Origin of the sequence: Streptomyces coelicoflavus, from assembly GCF_003112555.1 — a bacterium.
Lineage (GTDB): Bacteria > Actinomycetota > Actinomycetes > Streptomycetales > Streptomycetaceae > Streptomyces > Streptomyces coelicoflavus.
Window position 1 is genome coordinate 29,171 of record NZ_BEWB01000013.1, and the last position, 12,541, is coordinate 41,711.

Annotated in this window: 15 protein-coding genes; 13 read left to right on the forward strand and 2 right to left on the reverse strand. The window is 73.5% G+C overall.

Translation table 11 applies throughout. The annotated features are described in order from the left end of the window. The first annotated feature begins 42 nt into the window (after nucleotides 1-42). Together Sco07f_RS29250 and Sco07f_RS29255 are read left to right on the forward strand one after the other, a co-directional pair. The gene (locus Sco07f_RS29250; protein WP_054103377.1) at nucleotides 43-630 is read left to right on the forward strand and encodes an ArsR/SmtB family transcription factor; all 588 of its coding nucleotides are present in this window, start codon (nucleotides 43-45) and stop codon (nucleotides 628-630) included. Continuing rightward, on the forward strand, nucleotides 623-1,891 hold the full coding sequence (locus tag Sco07f_RS29255) for an MFS transporter (RefSeq protein ID WP_108989624.1): 1,269 nt from the start codon (nucleotides 623-625) through the stop codon (nucleotides 1,889-1,891). The genes Sco07f_RS29250 and Sco07f_RS29255 overlap by 8 nt, the downstream gene beginning before the upstream one ends. Before the next feature lie 10 nt (nucleotides 1,892-1,901). Here the strand turns inward: Sco07f_RS29255 and Sco07f_RS29260 are convergent, their stop codons facing one another. Next, nucleotides 1,902-2,537 (reverse strand): TIGR03085 family metal-binding protein, encoded by a 636-nt coding sequence (locus tag Sco07f_RS29260; protein ID WP_007448576.1) that lies wholly within the window; start codon nucleotides 2,535-2,537, stop codon nucleotides 1,902-1,904. An 81-nt stretch (nucleotides 2,538-2,618) separates the two neighbouring features. Here Sco07f_RS29260 and hisI point away from each other — a divergent pair, with 81 nt between their 5' ends. The 11 genes from hisI (at nucleotide 2,619) to lgt (ending at nucleotide 11,641) form a co-directional block, all read left to right on the forward strand. Continuing rightward, nucleotides 2,619-3,056 carry a phosphoribosyl-AMP cyclohydrolase gene (gene hisI / locus Sco07f_RS29265; RefSeq protein ID WP_087791418.1) on the forward strand — a complete coding sequence of 146 codons (438 nt, stop codon included), beginning with the start codon at nucleotides 2,619-2,621 and terminating at the stop codon, nucleotides 3,054-3,056. Between the two features lie 11 nt (nucleotides 3,057-3,067). After that, complete coding sequence (locus tag Sco07f_RS29270) at nucleotides 3,068-4,603, forward strand: anthranilate synthase component I (RefSeq protein WP_087791420.1); 1,536 nt, start codon at nucleotides 3,068-3,070, stop codon at nucleotides 4,601-4,603. 57 nt (nucleotides 4,604-4,660) lie between these two features. Next, the gene (locus Sco07f_RS29275; RefSeq protein ID WP_054103380.1) at nucleotides 4,661-5,302 is read left to right on the forward strand and encodes a TIGR02234 family membrane protein; all 642 of its coding nucleotides are present in this window, start codon (nucleotides 4,661-4,663) and stop codon (nucleotides 5,300-5,302) included. A gap of 120 nt (nucleotides 5,303-5,422) precedes the next feature. Beyond that, nucleotides 5,423-5,674 (forward strand): HGxxPAAW family protein, encoded by a 252-nt coding sequence (locus Sco07f_RS29280; protein WP_007445765.1) that lies wholly within the window; start codon nucleotides 5,423-5,425, stop codon nucleotides 5,672-5,674. A 101-nt stretch (nucleotides 5,675-5,775) separates the two neighbouring features. Then, nucleotides 5,776-6,222 (forward strand): DUF2752 domain-containing protein, encoded by a 447-nt coding sequence (locus Sco07f_RS29285; RefSeq protein ID WP_042825552.1) that lies wholly within the window; start codon nucleotides 5,776-5,778, stop codon nucleotides 6,220-6,222. A gap of 165 nt (nucleotides 6,223-6,387) precedes the next feature. Then, nucleotides 6,388-7,197, forward strand: a complete 810-nt coding sequence (gene trpC, locus Sco07f_RS29290) for an indole-3-glycerol phosphate synthase TrpC (protein ID WP_054103381.1) — start codon at nucleotides 6,388-6,390, stop codon at nucleotides 7,195-7,197. Between the two features lie 19 nt (nucleotides 7,198-7,216). Continuing rightward, on the forward strand, nucleotides 7,217-7,411 hold the full coding sequence (gene trpM / locus Sco07f_RS41265; RefSeq protein ID WP_063789718.1) for a tryptophan biosynthesis modulator TrpM: 195 nt from the start codon (nucleotides 7,217-7,219) through the stop codon (nucleotides 7,409-7,411). A gap of 112 nt (nucleotides 7,412-7,523) precedes the next feature. Next, nucleotides 7,524-8,807 carry a tryptophan synthase subunit beta gene (gene trpB / locus Sco07f_RS29300; RefSeq protein ID WP_007448461.1) on the forward strand — a complete coding sequence of 428 codons (1,284 nt, stop codon included), beginning with the start codon at nucleotides 7,524-7,526 and terminating at the stop codon, nucleotides 8,805-8,807. Further along, entirely contained in the window at nucleotides 8,804-9,619 is an 816-nt protein-coding gene (gene trpA, locus Sco07f_RS29305) for a tryptophan synthase subunit alpha (RefSeq protein WP_007448460.1), read from the forward strand. Before trpB ends, trpA begins: the two co-directional genes overlap by 4 nt. A 101-nt stretch (nucleotides 9,620-9,720) precedes the next feature. Further along, on the forward strand, nucleotides 9,721-10,494 hold the full coding sequence (locus tag Sco07f_RS29310; RefSeq protein ID WP_167468262.1) for a DsbA family protein: 774 nt from the start codon (nucleotides 9,721-9,723) through the stop codon (nucleotides 10,492-10,494). A gap of 76 nt (nucleotides 10,495-10,570) precedes the next feature. Beyond that, the gene (lgt, locus tag Sco07f_RS29315) at nucleotides 10,571-11,641 is read left to right on the forward strand and encodes a prolipoprotein diacylglyceryl transferase (protein WP_108989625.1); all 1,071 of its coding nucleotides are present in this window, start codon (nucleotides 10,571-10,573) and stop codon (nucleotides 11,639-11,641) included. A gap of 74 nt (nucleotides 11,642-11,715) precedes the next feature. Here lgt and Sco07f_RS29320 read toward each other — a convergent pair whose 3' ends face one another. Continuing rightward, the gene (locus Sco07f_RS29320) at nucleotides 11,716-12,540 is read right to left on the reverse strand and encodes an HpcH/HpaI aldolase/citrate lyase family protein (RefSeq protein ID WP_108989714.1); all 825 of its coding nucleotides are present in this window, start codon (nucleotides 12,538-12,540) and stop codon (nucleotides 11,716-11,718) included. Nucleotide 12,541: the final 1 nt, after the last annotated feature.

Consider the following 12,541-nt stretch of genomic DNA (forward strand, 5'->3'; position numbering starts at 1 on the left):
CATTCATTGCGCAATTTTTCTTTCGTAATCTAGCCTGAGCGCATGCCGAGTCAGGAGAACCGCCCCATCACCGACCTGGGCACCCTCAAAGCCCTGGCCCACCCGCTGCGCAGTCAGCTCTACCGCAACCTCGGAGTCGCGCGCACCGCGACCGCCTCGCAGCTCGCCGAGCAGGTGGACGAGGCCGTCTCGCTGGTCAGCTACCACCTGCGCAAGCTGGCCGAGCACGGGCTGGTCGAGGAGGCCGAGCCGCAGAGCGCGGACGGCAGGGAGCGCTGGTGGCAGCCGTCGTCGGACGGGGTCAGCATCCGCGACGAGAACTTCCGCGACGTCCCCGAGCGAGCCGCCGCCCACCTCGCTGCCACCCGGCTCTTCCACGAGCAGCGCGCCGCCATGTACCGCCGCTACCTCGACGAACGGTCCACCTGGGGCCCCGAGTGGAACTCCGCCGCCCCCGACAACGAGTCACAGCTACGACTGACCCCCGCCGACCTGAAGGAACTGGGCGACGAACTGCTCGCCCTGGCGAAGAAGTACGACGAGCGGGGCCGGGCCGCCGAAGCCGCCGGCGACACCGAGGGGCGCGAGAACGTGGCGCTGCACGTCTACGGATTCCCCTTCCGTGTCTGAGGCGACCACGTCCGCGTCGGACGTACACATACCCGCTGCCGCCCCGGAGCGCCCCGCCCACCGCGACCCCAACGTCCTGCGCTGGGTCACCGCCTACACCGCGTCCATGGTCGGCGACATGGTGTTCTTCCTCGCGCTGTCCTGGGCCGCCGTGCAGAACGGCACGCCCGCGCAGGCCGGCCTCGTCACCGCCGTCAGCGCGGTGCCCCGTGCCCTGCTCATGCTCGGCGGGGGAGTGGTCGCCGACCGGCTCGGGCCGCGCCGGGTCGTCATCGGCAGCGACTCCGTGCGGTGCGTCACCGTCCTCGCGGTCGCCGCCGTGCTGTTCGCGACCGACCCCGGGCTGTGGCTCCTCGCCCTGCTCGCCGTCGTCTTCGGCACCGTCGACGCCGTGTTCATGCCCGCCGTGGGGGCGCTCCCGGCGCGGATCACCGGCAAGGACCAGCTCGCCCGCGTACAGGGCATGCGCGGCCTCGCCATACGCTTCGCCGCCGTCGTGGGCGCTCCGCTCGGCGGACTCGGCGTGGCGGTCGGCGGCGCGGCGGCGGCCTTCGCGTTCGCCGGGCTGCTGATCGCCGTGTCCGTGCCGCTGCTGGTCTCCGTCCGGATGCGTGACCTGCCGGCCGACGACGCGGGTGCCGCGCGGGAGACCACCGCCTGGCGGGACCTGGTGGGCGGCCTCCGCTACGTCCGCCGGCACCGCGTCCTCGGTCCGCTCATGGTGACCATCGCCCTGGGCGACCTCGGCTTCGTCGGTCCCCTCAACGTGGGCCTCACCCTGCTCGCGGACGAACGGGGCTGGGGCGCGTCCGGGATGGGCTGGGTGCTCGCGGGGTTCGGGACCGGCGCCGGAGTCGCCGCCCTGCTGCTGACCGTACGGGGACGCCTGCCGCACGCCGGGTACGTCGCCGCCGGCGCCATCATCCCCGGCGCGGCCGCGATCGCCGCCCTGGCCCACGCGCCCGCCCTCCCCGTGGCCGTCGGCACGGCGCTGCTCGTCGGCCTGCTCACGGGGCTCAGCGGCGCCATGTGCGGTGCCCTGCTGCAGACCCAGTCCGACCCCGCCTACCTGGGCCGCGTCACCGCCGTCGGCGGCATCGTCAGCCTGGGAATCGCCCCGCTGAGCATGCCGCTGTCCGCCGCCGCCATCGGCGTCTGGGGCACCGGCCGGGTCTTCGCCGTCAGCGCCGTGGTGTGCGGCCTCGGCGGAGTCGTCGCCCTGTGCGCGCCGGGCGTGCGGCGGGCCGAACTGCCGAAGTGAGCGGCGGAGGTCAGATGCCCAGCTGCTTCGTCTCCCGCAGCTTGGCGATCGCGTTCTCCTCGCCCTCCAGCTCCACCTTCGCCGCGCCCTGCCGGCCGTACGCGAACAGCAGCAGCTCGGACGGCTCGCCCGTGGCCGTCACCACCGGCGTACCCCGGTGGGCGACCGTCGTCTGGCCGTTCGGGCGGCGCAGCACCAGACCCGTCGGGATGCCCCGGCCCATCAGACGGGCGGCGCGCTCCAGGCGGGACCACAGGGCGTCCTGGAAGACCGGGTCCAGCTCGCGCGGCGACCAGTCGGGCCGGGCGCGGCGGACGTCCTCGGTGTGGACGTAGAACTCGACCGTGTTCGCCGCCTCGTCGACCTGCTTGAGCTGGAAGGGGGAGAAGCGCGGCGGCCCCGTGCGGATCAGCTGGAGCAGCTCCTCGTACGGCTTCGCGGTGTACTCCTCCATCACCCGGTCGAGGCGGGACGCCAGCTGCTTGATCATGCTGCCCCCGGCGGCGTCCGGCCGGCGCTCGCGCACCACCACGTGCGCGGCCAGGTCACGGGTCCGCCAGCCGTCGCACAGGGTCGGGGAGTCCGGACCCGCCGTCTCCAACAGGTCGGCGAGCAGAAGTCGTTCACGCTTGGCGAAAGTCGACATGGGGCCAGCCTACGGCGGCCGGCCGGGTCCGCCCAATGGACATCCCGGGGGCGTGTCGGGTCCGCGCGGCACAATGGGCGTATGACCAGCAGCTCCCCCACCAGCGGCGCCCCCGGGCGGCCCAGCCCGCTCGCGCCGGAGATCGCCGACCGGCTCAAGCGCAGCGCCGACGGACTCCTGCCCGCCATCGCCCAGCAGTACGACACCGGGGAGGTGCTGATGCTCGGCTGGATGGACGACGAGGCGCTGCACCGCACACTGACCACCGGACGCTGCACCTACTGGTCGCGCAGCCGCCGCGAGTACTGGGTCAAGGGAGACACCTCCGGACACTTCCAGTGGGTGAAGTCCGTGGCGCTGGACTGCGACGCCGACACCGTGCTCGTCAGGGTCGACCAGGTCGGCGCCGCCTGCCACACCGGCACCCGCACCTGCTTCGACACCGACGTACTCCTCGCCGAAGACGCCGGCGAGGCCCGGGACGCCGCGGGCACCGGCGCCCCCGGCACGGGTCAGTAGGGTCTGCCGCCATGGACGTCACGCATGACATGGACCTCGACACCTTCCGCAAGCTGGCCGCCGACCGCCGGGTGATCCCGGTCGGCCGCAAGCTCCTCGCCGACGGCGACACCCCCGTCGCCCTGTACCGCAAGCTCGCCGCGGAGCGCCCCGGCACCTTCCTGCTGGAGTCCGCGGAAAACGGCAGGTCCTGGTCCCGGTACTCCTTCGTCGGCGTCCGCAGCGCCGCCACCCTCACCGAGAAGGACGGGCAGGCCCACTGGCAGGGCACCCCGCCCGTCGGCGTCCCCACCGCGGGCGACCCGCTCGCCGCCCTGCGCGCCACCGTCGAGGCCCTGCACACCCCGCGCGACCTCGCCCACGACCTGGGCCTGCCGCCCTTCACCGGCGGCATGGTCGGCTACCTCGGCTACGACATCGTGCGCCGCCTGGAGAAGGTCGGCCCCGGGGAGCGCGACGACCTGAGGCTGCCCGAGCTGACCATGCTGCTCACCAGCGACCTCGCCGTCATGGACCACTGGGAGGGCTCGGTCCTCCTGATCGCCAACGCGATCAACCACAACGACCTGGAGACCGGCGTCGACGAGGCCTACGCCGACGCGATCGCCCGCCTGGACGCGATGGAGTCCGACCTCACCCGCGCGGTCGCCCAGCCCCCGGCCGCGCTGCCGCCCTCCGAGCTGCCCGAGTACACCGCCCGGTGGGGCGGCCCCGACTTCCAGGACGCCGTCGAGGACATCAAGGAGCGCATCCGCGCGGGCGAGGCCTTCCAGGTCGTCCCCTCCCAGCGCTTCGAGACGCCCTGCACGGCGAGCGCCCTCGACGTGTACCGGGTCCTGCGCGCCACCAACCCCTCCCCGTACATGTACCTGCTCCGCCTCGACGGCTTCGACGTCGTCGGCTCGTCCCCCGAGGCGCTGGTCAAGGTCGAGGACGGACGCGCCCTGGTGCACCCCATCGCCGGCACCCGCCCGCGCGGCGCCACCCCGCAGGAGGACCAGGCACTGGCCGACGAACTGCTCGCCGACCCCAAGGAGCGCGCCGAGCACCTGATGCTCGTCGACCTCGGCCGCAACGACCTCGGCCGCGTCTGCGAGCCGGGCTCCGTCGAGGTCGTCGACTTCATGTCCGTCGAGCGGTACTCGCACGTCATGCACATCGTCTCGACGGTCACCGGCCGGGTCGCCCCGGACCGCACCGCCTTCGACGTCCTCACCGCCTGCTTCCCGGCCGGCACCCTCTCCGGCGCCCCCAAGCCGCGCGCCCTTCAGATCATCGACGAACTCGAACCCTCCCGGCGCGGCCTGTACGGCGGCTGCGTCGGCTACCTCGACTTCGCGGGCGACTCCGACACCGCCATCGCCATCCGCACCGCCCTGCTGCGCGACGGCACCGCCTACGTCCAGGCCGGCGCGGGCGTCGTCGCCGACTCCGACCCGGTGGCCGAGGACACCGAGTGCCGCAACAAGGCGGCGGCGGTGCTCAGGGCCGTGCACACGGCCAACCGGCTGGCGCGACAGGGCCAACCGGACACGGTGGTGGGGTGATTATCACGTACCCCATTTCGAACCCCGGGTGACGGAACGCCCGGGGTTCGGGTGATAGTGGAGTACGTGACAGCCGTTCCTCACCCCCGTACCCCAGCCGCAGGACCCGCCCGGGCCGGCCGCCGGAGCCTCGCCGTCGCCCTGCTGTGCGGCGCGCTCGGCGCGGCCGTCGCCCTGCTCGCCACCCGGCAGGAGTGGGCGGAGGGCACCGCGACCGTGGCCGGCGGCGCGTTCTCGCTGACCGCCAAGGGCAGCGACGTCACGGGCGTACCCGCGGCGCTCGCCATAGTCGGGCTCGCCGCGCTCGTCGCCGTCTTCGCCGTCCGCCGGGCCGGCCGCTTCGCCGTCGCCGCCGTGCTCGCGCTGAGCGGCGCCGGCACCGTCGCCGCGGCCCTGGCCGGCGCCTCCGACAGCTCCGCCCTCGACGACCAGGCGGCCAAGGCCGCCGGCGACACCTCGGCCACCGTCGACGCGCTCTCCCACACCGCCTGGCCGTACGTCGCGGCCGTGGGCGGCGCCCTGCTCCTGCTGGCCGGGCTGCTCGCGCTGCGCTACGGCCGCCTGTGGCCCGCGATGTCCGGCCGCTACGAGCGCGACGGCACCCCGCGCCCGCGCCGCGGACCGCAGACGGTCGACCCGGACCGCCCCGAGGACCTGTGGAAGGCCATCGACCGCGGCGAGGACCCCACCGGGGCCTGACCCCCGTCCGGGCCCGCGTTCACCCACCGGAGCACCCCCGCTCACGGCGCGTGCCGCCGTGCGCGACAATGGGCGCGAGCGTCCTGCTCAGACATGGCACACAGCAACGAGGAGCAAGCAATGGCGGGCAGCAGCCACGGTCACACCCCGGCCGCCTGGACCGGTGTCATCATCGCCTTCATCGGTTTCTGCATCGCGGGCATGTTCATGGTGGCGGCCCAGCCGTGGGGCTTCTGGGCCGGCATGGCGGTCGTGCTCCTCGGCGGTGTCGTCGGCTACATCATGAAGATGATGGGCCTCGGCCAGCCGAAGCAGACCCACCCCGTGCACCAGGTCAGCGGCGAGCACGCGCAGGCCGGCGCCAAGGGCTGACCGGAGCGGCGGTCACGGACCTCCTGAGGGGCGGATCGGCACACGGGTGCCGGGACCGCCCCTCGTGTGCGCGTGGGGGTCGCCCGGTGCAGAATGCGGGCGTGGACGTCGACAGCGGGAAACCCAGCCGGACCGGCACCCCCCAGTTCCGCGGCGCGGCCCTGCGCCTGGCCGCTCCCGCCGGGGTGCTCGCGGCCGTCGCCGGGGCCTTCGCCTACGTGGGGAGCGTGGACCCCTACGAACCCGGCCACTACCCCGTCTGCCCCCTGCTGCGCTTCACCGGCGTCTACTGCCCCGGCTGCGGCGGCCTGCGCAGCGCCCACGCCTTCGTCCACGGGGATCTGACGGCCGCGCTGCACGCCAACGCGCCCGCGGTCCTCGCCTACCTGGGCTTCGCGGTCCTGTGGACCGTCTGGGTGGTCCGCGCGGCCCGGGGCCGTCCGGTGCGCATCGATCTCGGACCGGTCCACCTGTGGACGCTGGGGACATTGCTGCTGGTCTTCACCGTTGTCCGGAACCTGCCGTTCGGTGGCTGGCTCATCCCTTGATCATTTGTGGGGCGTCCAGGATGGGGGCACCTCCCGCCCGAGCCGTGCGAAGCTGGTTCGAGGGCGGGGGAGGGATCGGTGACGGGCGGATGCGGGACCGGTGCCCGGCTGCGGATACCATCACAGTGACCACACGTTTTGCCGTCTGAAAGGGGGCCGCTCGCTGTGAGTGTGCTCGACGAGATCATCGACGGAGTCCGTGCCGACCTCGCGGAGCGGCAGGCGCGCGTCAGCCTCGACGAGCTCAAGGAGCGCGCGGCCGAGGCTCGCCCCGCCAAGGACGGTGTGGCCGCGCTGCGCGGCGACGGAGTCAAGGTCATCTGCGAGGTCAAGCGCTCCAGCCCGTCCAAGGGCGCGCTGGCGGCCATCGCCGACCCGGCCGGGCTCGCCGCCGACTACGAGGCGGGCGGCGCCGCCGTCATCTCCGTCCTCACCGAGGAGCGCCGCTTCGGCGGCTCGCTGGCCGACCTCGACTCGGTTCGCGCGCGGGTGGACATCCCCGTGCTGCGCAAGGACTTCATCGTCACCTCGTACCAGCTGTGGGAGGCCCGCGCGCACGGCGCCGACCTCGTGCTGCTGATCGTCGCGGCCCTCGAGCAGCCGGCCCTGGAGTCGCTGATCGAGCGTGCCGAGTCCATCGGACTCACCCCGCTGGTCGAGGTGCACGACGAGGACGAGGTGGAGCGCGCCGTGGACGCGGGCGCCAAGGTCATCGGCGTCAACGCGCGCAACCTCAAGACGCTCGAGGTCGACCGCGGCACGTTCGAGCGGGTCGCCCCGGAGATCCCCGCGCACATCGTCAAGGTCGCCGAGTCCGGCGTCCGCGGCCCGCACGACCTCATCGCCTACGCCAACGAGGGCGCCGACGCCGTCCTGGTCGGCGAGTCCCTGGTCACCGGCCGCGATCCGAAGACCGCGGTCTCCGACCTGGTGGCGGCCGGCGAACACCCGGCACTGCGCCACGGCCGGGGCTGACCCCGGTAGGCTGACTCCCATGACGCTCCCGCCCGTCCCGGCCTCCCGGGACCCGTACGCGCGCCTGGCGCGCGGCTGCCGTCCCCGCGGCTGCCGCGCCCCCGCCCGCCGGGTCCACGGCCGCCGGGTGCGGTACGTCATCGGAGACGAACCGGGGCAGGTCAACGGCATGCGATGGCTCGAGCGCCCTGTAAGGGGCGCGGGGCGGTATTGATTCGCGACTCCGTCGCGCGGGCGCGAGCGACCGCAGACGGCTCGCGGCCAGCAGACAGGCCCCGCCCCCACGGCGATCAGTCCCCAACAGACACTCACCGTGAGGTACACGCATGCCCAGCAACTTCTTCATCCCCGACCCGGAGGGTCGAACCCCCAGCCCCGAAGGCTACTTCGGGGCGTACGGCGGCAAGTTCATCCCCGAGGCCCTCGTCGCCGCCGTCGACGAGGTGGCCGTCGAGTACGACAAGGCCAAGTCCGACCCGGAGTTCGCCCGCGAGCTGGACGACCTGCTCGTCCACTACACAGGCCGCCCGTCCTCCCTCACCGAGGTGCCCCGCTTCGCGGAGCACGCCGGCGGAGCCCGGGTCTTCCTCAAGCGCGAGGACCTGAACCACACCGGCTCGCACAAGATCAACAACGTGCTCGGCCAGGCCCTGCTCACCAAGCGCATGGGCAAGACCCGCGTCATCGCCGAGACCGGCGCGGGCCAGCACGGCGTGGCGACGGCGACCGCCTGCGCCCTCTTCGGCCTCGACTGCACCATCTACATGGGCGAGATCGACACCCGCCGCCAGGCCCTCAACGTGGCGCGCATGCGCATGCTCGGCGCCGAGGTCATCGCCGTGAAGTCCGGCAGCCGGACGCTGAAGGACGCGATCAACGAGGCGTTCCGCGACTGGGTCGCCAACGTCGACCGCACCCACTACCTGTTCGGCACCGTCGCCGGCCCCCACCCCTTCCCGGCGATGGTCCGCGACTTCCACCGCGTCATCGGCGTCGAGGCCCGCCGCCAGCTCCTGGAGCAGGCCGGGCGCCTCCCCGACGCCGCGATCGCCTGCGTCGGCGGCGGCTCCAACGCCATCGGCCTCTTCCACGCCTTCATCCCCGACGCGGACGTCCGCCTCATCGGCTGCGAGCCCGCCGGGCACGGCGTGGAGACCGGCGAGCACGCGGCCACCCTGACCGCGGGCGAGCCCGGCATCCTGCACGGCTCCCGGTCCTACGTCCTCCAGGACGAGGAGGGCCAGATCACCGAGCCGTACTCGATCTCGGCCGGCCTGGACTACCCCGGCATCGGCCCCGAGCACGCCCACCTCAAGGACTCCGGCCGCGGCGAGTACCGCGCGGTCACCGACGACGCCGCCATGCAGGCCCTGCGCCTGCTGTCGCGCACCGAGGGCATCATCCCGGCGATCGAGAGCGCCCACGCGCTGGCCGGTGCCCTGGAGGTCGGCAAGGAGCTGGGCAAGGACGGGCTGATCGTGGTCAACCTGTCCGGCCGAGGCGACAAGGACATGGACACCGCCGCCCGCTACTTCGGGCTGTACGACACCGATGCCGAGGTCGCCGCCGACGAGACCGGCGCCGCGGAGATCGAGGGGGACGCCAAGTGAGCGGGAACGTGCGGCTGCTGAACGACACCCTCGCCGCGGCGAAGTCCGAGGGCCGCGCCGCCCTCATCGCCTACCTCCCGGCCGGGTTCCCGACCGTGGACGGCGGGATCGCGGCGATCAGGGCCGCCCTCGACGGCGGCGCCGACGTCGTCGAGGTGGGCCTGCCGCACAGCGACCCGGTGCTCGACGGCCCGGTGATCCAGACCGCCGACGACATCGCCCTGCGCGGCGGCCTGAAGATCGCCGACGTGATGCGCACGGTCCGCGAGGCGCACGAGGCCACGGGCAAGCCGATCCTCGTCATGACGTACTGGAACCCCATCGACCGCTACGGCGTGGAGCGCTTCACCGCCGAGCTGGCCGAGGCGGGCGGCGCCGGGTGCATCCTGCCCGACCTGCCCGTCCAGGAGTCGGCCCTGTGGCGGGAGCACGCCGACAAGCACGGGCTCGCCACGGTCTTCGTGGTCGCGCCCAGCAGCAAGGACGCCCGGCTGGCCGAGATCACCGCGGCCGGCAGCGGCTTCGTCTACGCCGCCTCCCTCATGGGCGTCACCGGCACCCGCGAGTCGGTCGGCGCGCAGGCCGAGGACCTGGTGCGGCGCACCCGCGCCACCACCGGCACCCCGGTCTGCGTCGGCCTCGGCGTCTCCAACGCCGCCCAGGCCGCCGAGGTCGCCCGCTTCGCCGACGGTGTGATCGTCGGCTCCGCCTTCGTCAAGCGGATGCTGGACGCGCCCGACGACGCGGCCGGTGTCGAGGGCGTCCGCGCGCTCGCCGCCGACCTGGCGAAGGGCGTGCGCGGACAGGCGTGACCGTCGCCGTGCGACGGACGGGCACATGACAGGGGTCCCTCGTAAGAGTGGACCTGGGACCGGGGAGGCGCGCTGCGCCTCCCCGGTTCGTTCTGCGGGGTGTGAGCGAGAAGAACCGACAGGGAAAGCGCGGCGCCCGCGAGAAGCTGGCGGCCGAGCGCGAGAAGCAGAAGTCCAGGGACAAGCGCCGCCGTGCGCTGATCGTCGGCGCGAGCGTGGTCTGTGTCCTGGGCCTGGCGGCGGTGATCGGCGTGGTCGCCGCGAACGCGGGCAAGGACGACGGCAGCGAGTCGAGCGGTCCGATCGTGGCGCCCTCGGGCGCGCAGGGCAAGGACGGCCTCGCGATCCCCGTCGGCGAGGAGAGCGCCAAGTCGACGCTCGTCGTCTGGGAGGACTTCCGCTGCCCGGCCTGCAAGGCGTTCGAGCTGGCGTACCGCGACACCGTTCACGAGCTGACCGACGCCGGTCAGCTCAAGGTCGAGTACCACCTGGCCACGATCATCGACGGCAACATGGGCGGCACCGGCTCCCGCAAGGCGGCCAACGCCGCCGCCTGCGCCCAGGACGCCGGGAAGTTCCCCGCGTACCACGACGTGCTGTTCGACAACCAGCCGCCGGAGACCGACGACGCCTTCGCCGACGAGGGCAAGCTGCTCGACCTGGCGGGCAAGGTCGACGGCCTCGACACCGCCCTCTTCCAGGAGTGCGTGAAGGACGGCAAGCACGACGGCTGGGTGGAGAAGTCCAACAAGGCCTTCCAGGAAGGCGGCTTCAGCGGCACCCCGACGGTGCTCCTGGACGGCAAGAACATCTACCAGGACCGCTCCATGACCCCGGCCAAGCTGAAGCAGATGGTGGAGGACGCCAACAAGTAGCGCGCCCGCTCGTTACGGACCCGTAGCCGGGCTGCTCGCCGCGCTCCCCGTCCGACACGGTAGCGTCGACCCTGCCATGGAACTTGCCTTCATTCCCAGCCCGTCGCGCGGGGTGCTGTACCTCGGTCCCATCCCGCTGCGCGGCTACGCGTTCTGCATCATCATCGGCGTCTTCGTTGCCGTCTGGCTCGGCAACAAGCGCTGGATCGCCCGGGGCGGGCGGTCCGGCACGGTGGCCGACATCGCGGTCTGGGCCGTTCCCTTCGGCCTGATCGGCGGACGCCTCTACCACGTGATCACGGACTACCAGCTGTACTTCAGCGAGGGCCGTGACTGGGTCGACGCCTTCAAGGTCTGGGAGGGCGGACTCGGTATCTGGGGCGCGATCGCCTTCGGCGCGGTGGGTGCCTGGATCGGTGCCCGGCGCCGGGGCGTCCCGATGCCGGCGTACGCCGACGCCGTCGCCCCCGGCATCGCCCTCGCGCAGGCCATCGGCCGCTGGGGCAACTGGTTCAACCAGGAGCTGTACGGCAAGCCGACCGACCTGCCGTGGGCCGTGGAGATCACCTCGACGGCCGACGGACGGCTGCCGGGCACGTACCACCCGACGTTCCTGTACGAGTCGCTGTGGTGCATCGGTGTCGCGCTGCTCGTCATCTGGGCCGACCGCCGCTTCAGGCTCGGCCACGGGCGCGCCTTCGCCCTGTACGTGGCGGCGTACTGCGCGGGCCGGTTCTGGATCGAGTACATGCGCGTCGACGACGCCCACCACATCCTGGGCCTGCGCCTGAACAACTGGACGGCGCTCTTCGTGTTCCTGCTCGCCGTGCTGTACATCGTGCTCTCGGCACGGATGCGGCCGGGCCGGGAGGCCGTGGTGGAGCCGGGCGCGGAGTCCGCCGGAGGCGACGCCGGGCCCGAAGGGGAGAAGGACGCGAAGGAGGACGCGGGGACGGCCTCCGCGGACACCGCCTCCGACGCCACGGACACCGCGGGCACCGAGGAGGCTCCGGGGAAGACCGGCGTCCCCAAGGCCGCCGAGGCGCCCGAGGACACGGACGGCGCGGCGGCGGACGCGAAGGACGAGAAGGACGAGAAGGACGCCGGGGGCGTGAAGAACGGGGCCGACTCCGCCAAGAAGGGCTGACCCCGCCCGCCGCACACGCCGCCGAGGGCGCCCGGGACTTCCCCGGGCGCCCTCGGCGTCTGCCGGGACACGGCTCAGGACAGGGAGGGCCGCCGGGCCAGCGACAGGGTGCGCCGGGCCGTCGCCACCACCGCCGCGTCGATGAACCGGCCGTCCGGCAGTGCCTGCGCGCCCGGCTGCACCGTGGCCGCCTTCACGATGGTCTCCGCCTCCTCCAGCTCCCGCTCGGTCGGCAGGTACGCCCGCTCGATGATCGGCAGCTGCCGGGGGTGGATCGCGGCCCGTCCCAGGAACCCCAGGGCGCGGCCGTGGGCACAGGACGCGGCCAGGCCCTCCAGGTCCCGGGTGTCGGGATGCACCGTCTGGGACGGCGGTGCCAGGCCCGCCGCCCGCGCGGCCACGACCACGCGCGAGCGCGACCAGTCCAGGCCGGTGTCCCCGCGCACCCCCAGATCGGCCCGGAGGTCCGCCTCCCCGAGGGCGATGCCGCGCAGCGCCGGATGGGCGGCGGCGATCCCGTACGCCCGCTCGACCCCCAGGGCCGTCTCCAGCAGCGCGTACAGCGGCGCCCCGCCGACGGCCGACGCGACCTCGGTGACCTGCTCCGGCGCCGTCACCTTGGGCAGCCGCAGCCCGGACAGACCGGGCAGCGCGGCCAGCGCCGCCAGGTCCGCGGCGGCGAGCGGACCGTCCAGGGCGTTGACGCGGACGTGCACCGGCACCGGCTGCGGCTCGGTGAGCAGCTCGGCCGTGGCGTCGCGGGCGTACTCCTTGCGGTCGGCGGCGACCGCGTCCTCCAGGTCGACCACCACCACGTCGGCACCGGCGGCCAGCGCCTTGGCCACCACCCGGGGCCGGTCCCCGGGGGCGTACAGCCAGGTCAGCGGGGGCGCGCTCAGG

What these genes read in the sequence shown, in the direction of transcription:
- Sco07f_RS29250 (WP_054103377.1), top strand. Translation starts at nt 43, where the DNA reads ATGCCGAGTCAGGAGAACCGCCCCATCACCGACCTGGGCACCCTCAAA.
- Sco07f_RS29260 (WP_007448576.1), bottom strand. Translation starts at nt 2,537, where the DNA reads ATGTCGACTTTCGCCAAGCGTGAACGACTTCTGCTCGCCGACCTGTTG.
- hisI (WP_087791418.1), top strand. Translation starts at nt 2,619, where the DNA reads ATGACCAGCAGCTCCCCCACCAGCGGCGCCCCCGGGCGGCCCAGCCCG.
- Sco07f_RS29270 (WP_087791420.1), top strand. Translation starts at nt 3,068, where the DNA reads ATGGACGTCACGCATGACATGGACCTCGACACCTTCCGCAAGCTGGCC.
- Sco07f_RS29280 (WP_007445765.1), top strand. Translation starts at nt 5,423, where the DNA reads ATGGCGGGCAGCAGCCACGGTCACACCCCGGCCGCCTGGACCGGTGTC.
- trpM (WP_063789718.1), top strand. Translation starts at nt 7,217, where the DNA reads ATGACGCTCCCGCCCGTCCCGGCCTCCCGGGACCCGTACGCGCGCCTG.
- trpB (WP_007448461.1), top strand. Translation starts at nt 7,524, where the DNA reads ATGCCCAGCAACTTCTTCATCCCCGACCCGGAGGGTCGAACCCCCAGC.
- lgt (WP_108989625.1), top strand. Translation starts at nt 10,571, where the DNA reads ATGGAACTTGCCTTCATTCCCAGCCCGTCGCGCGGGGTGCTGTACCTC.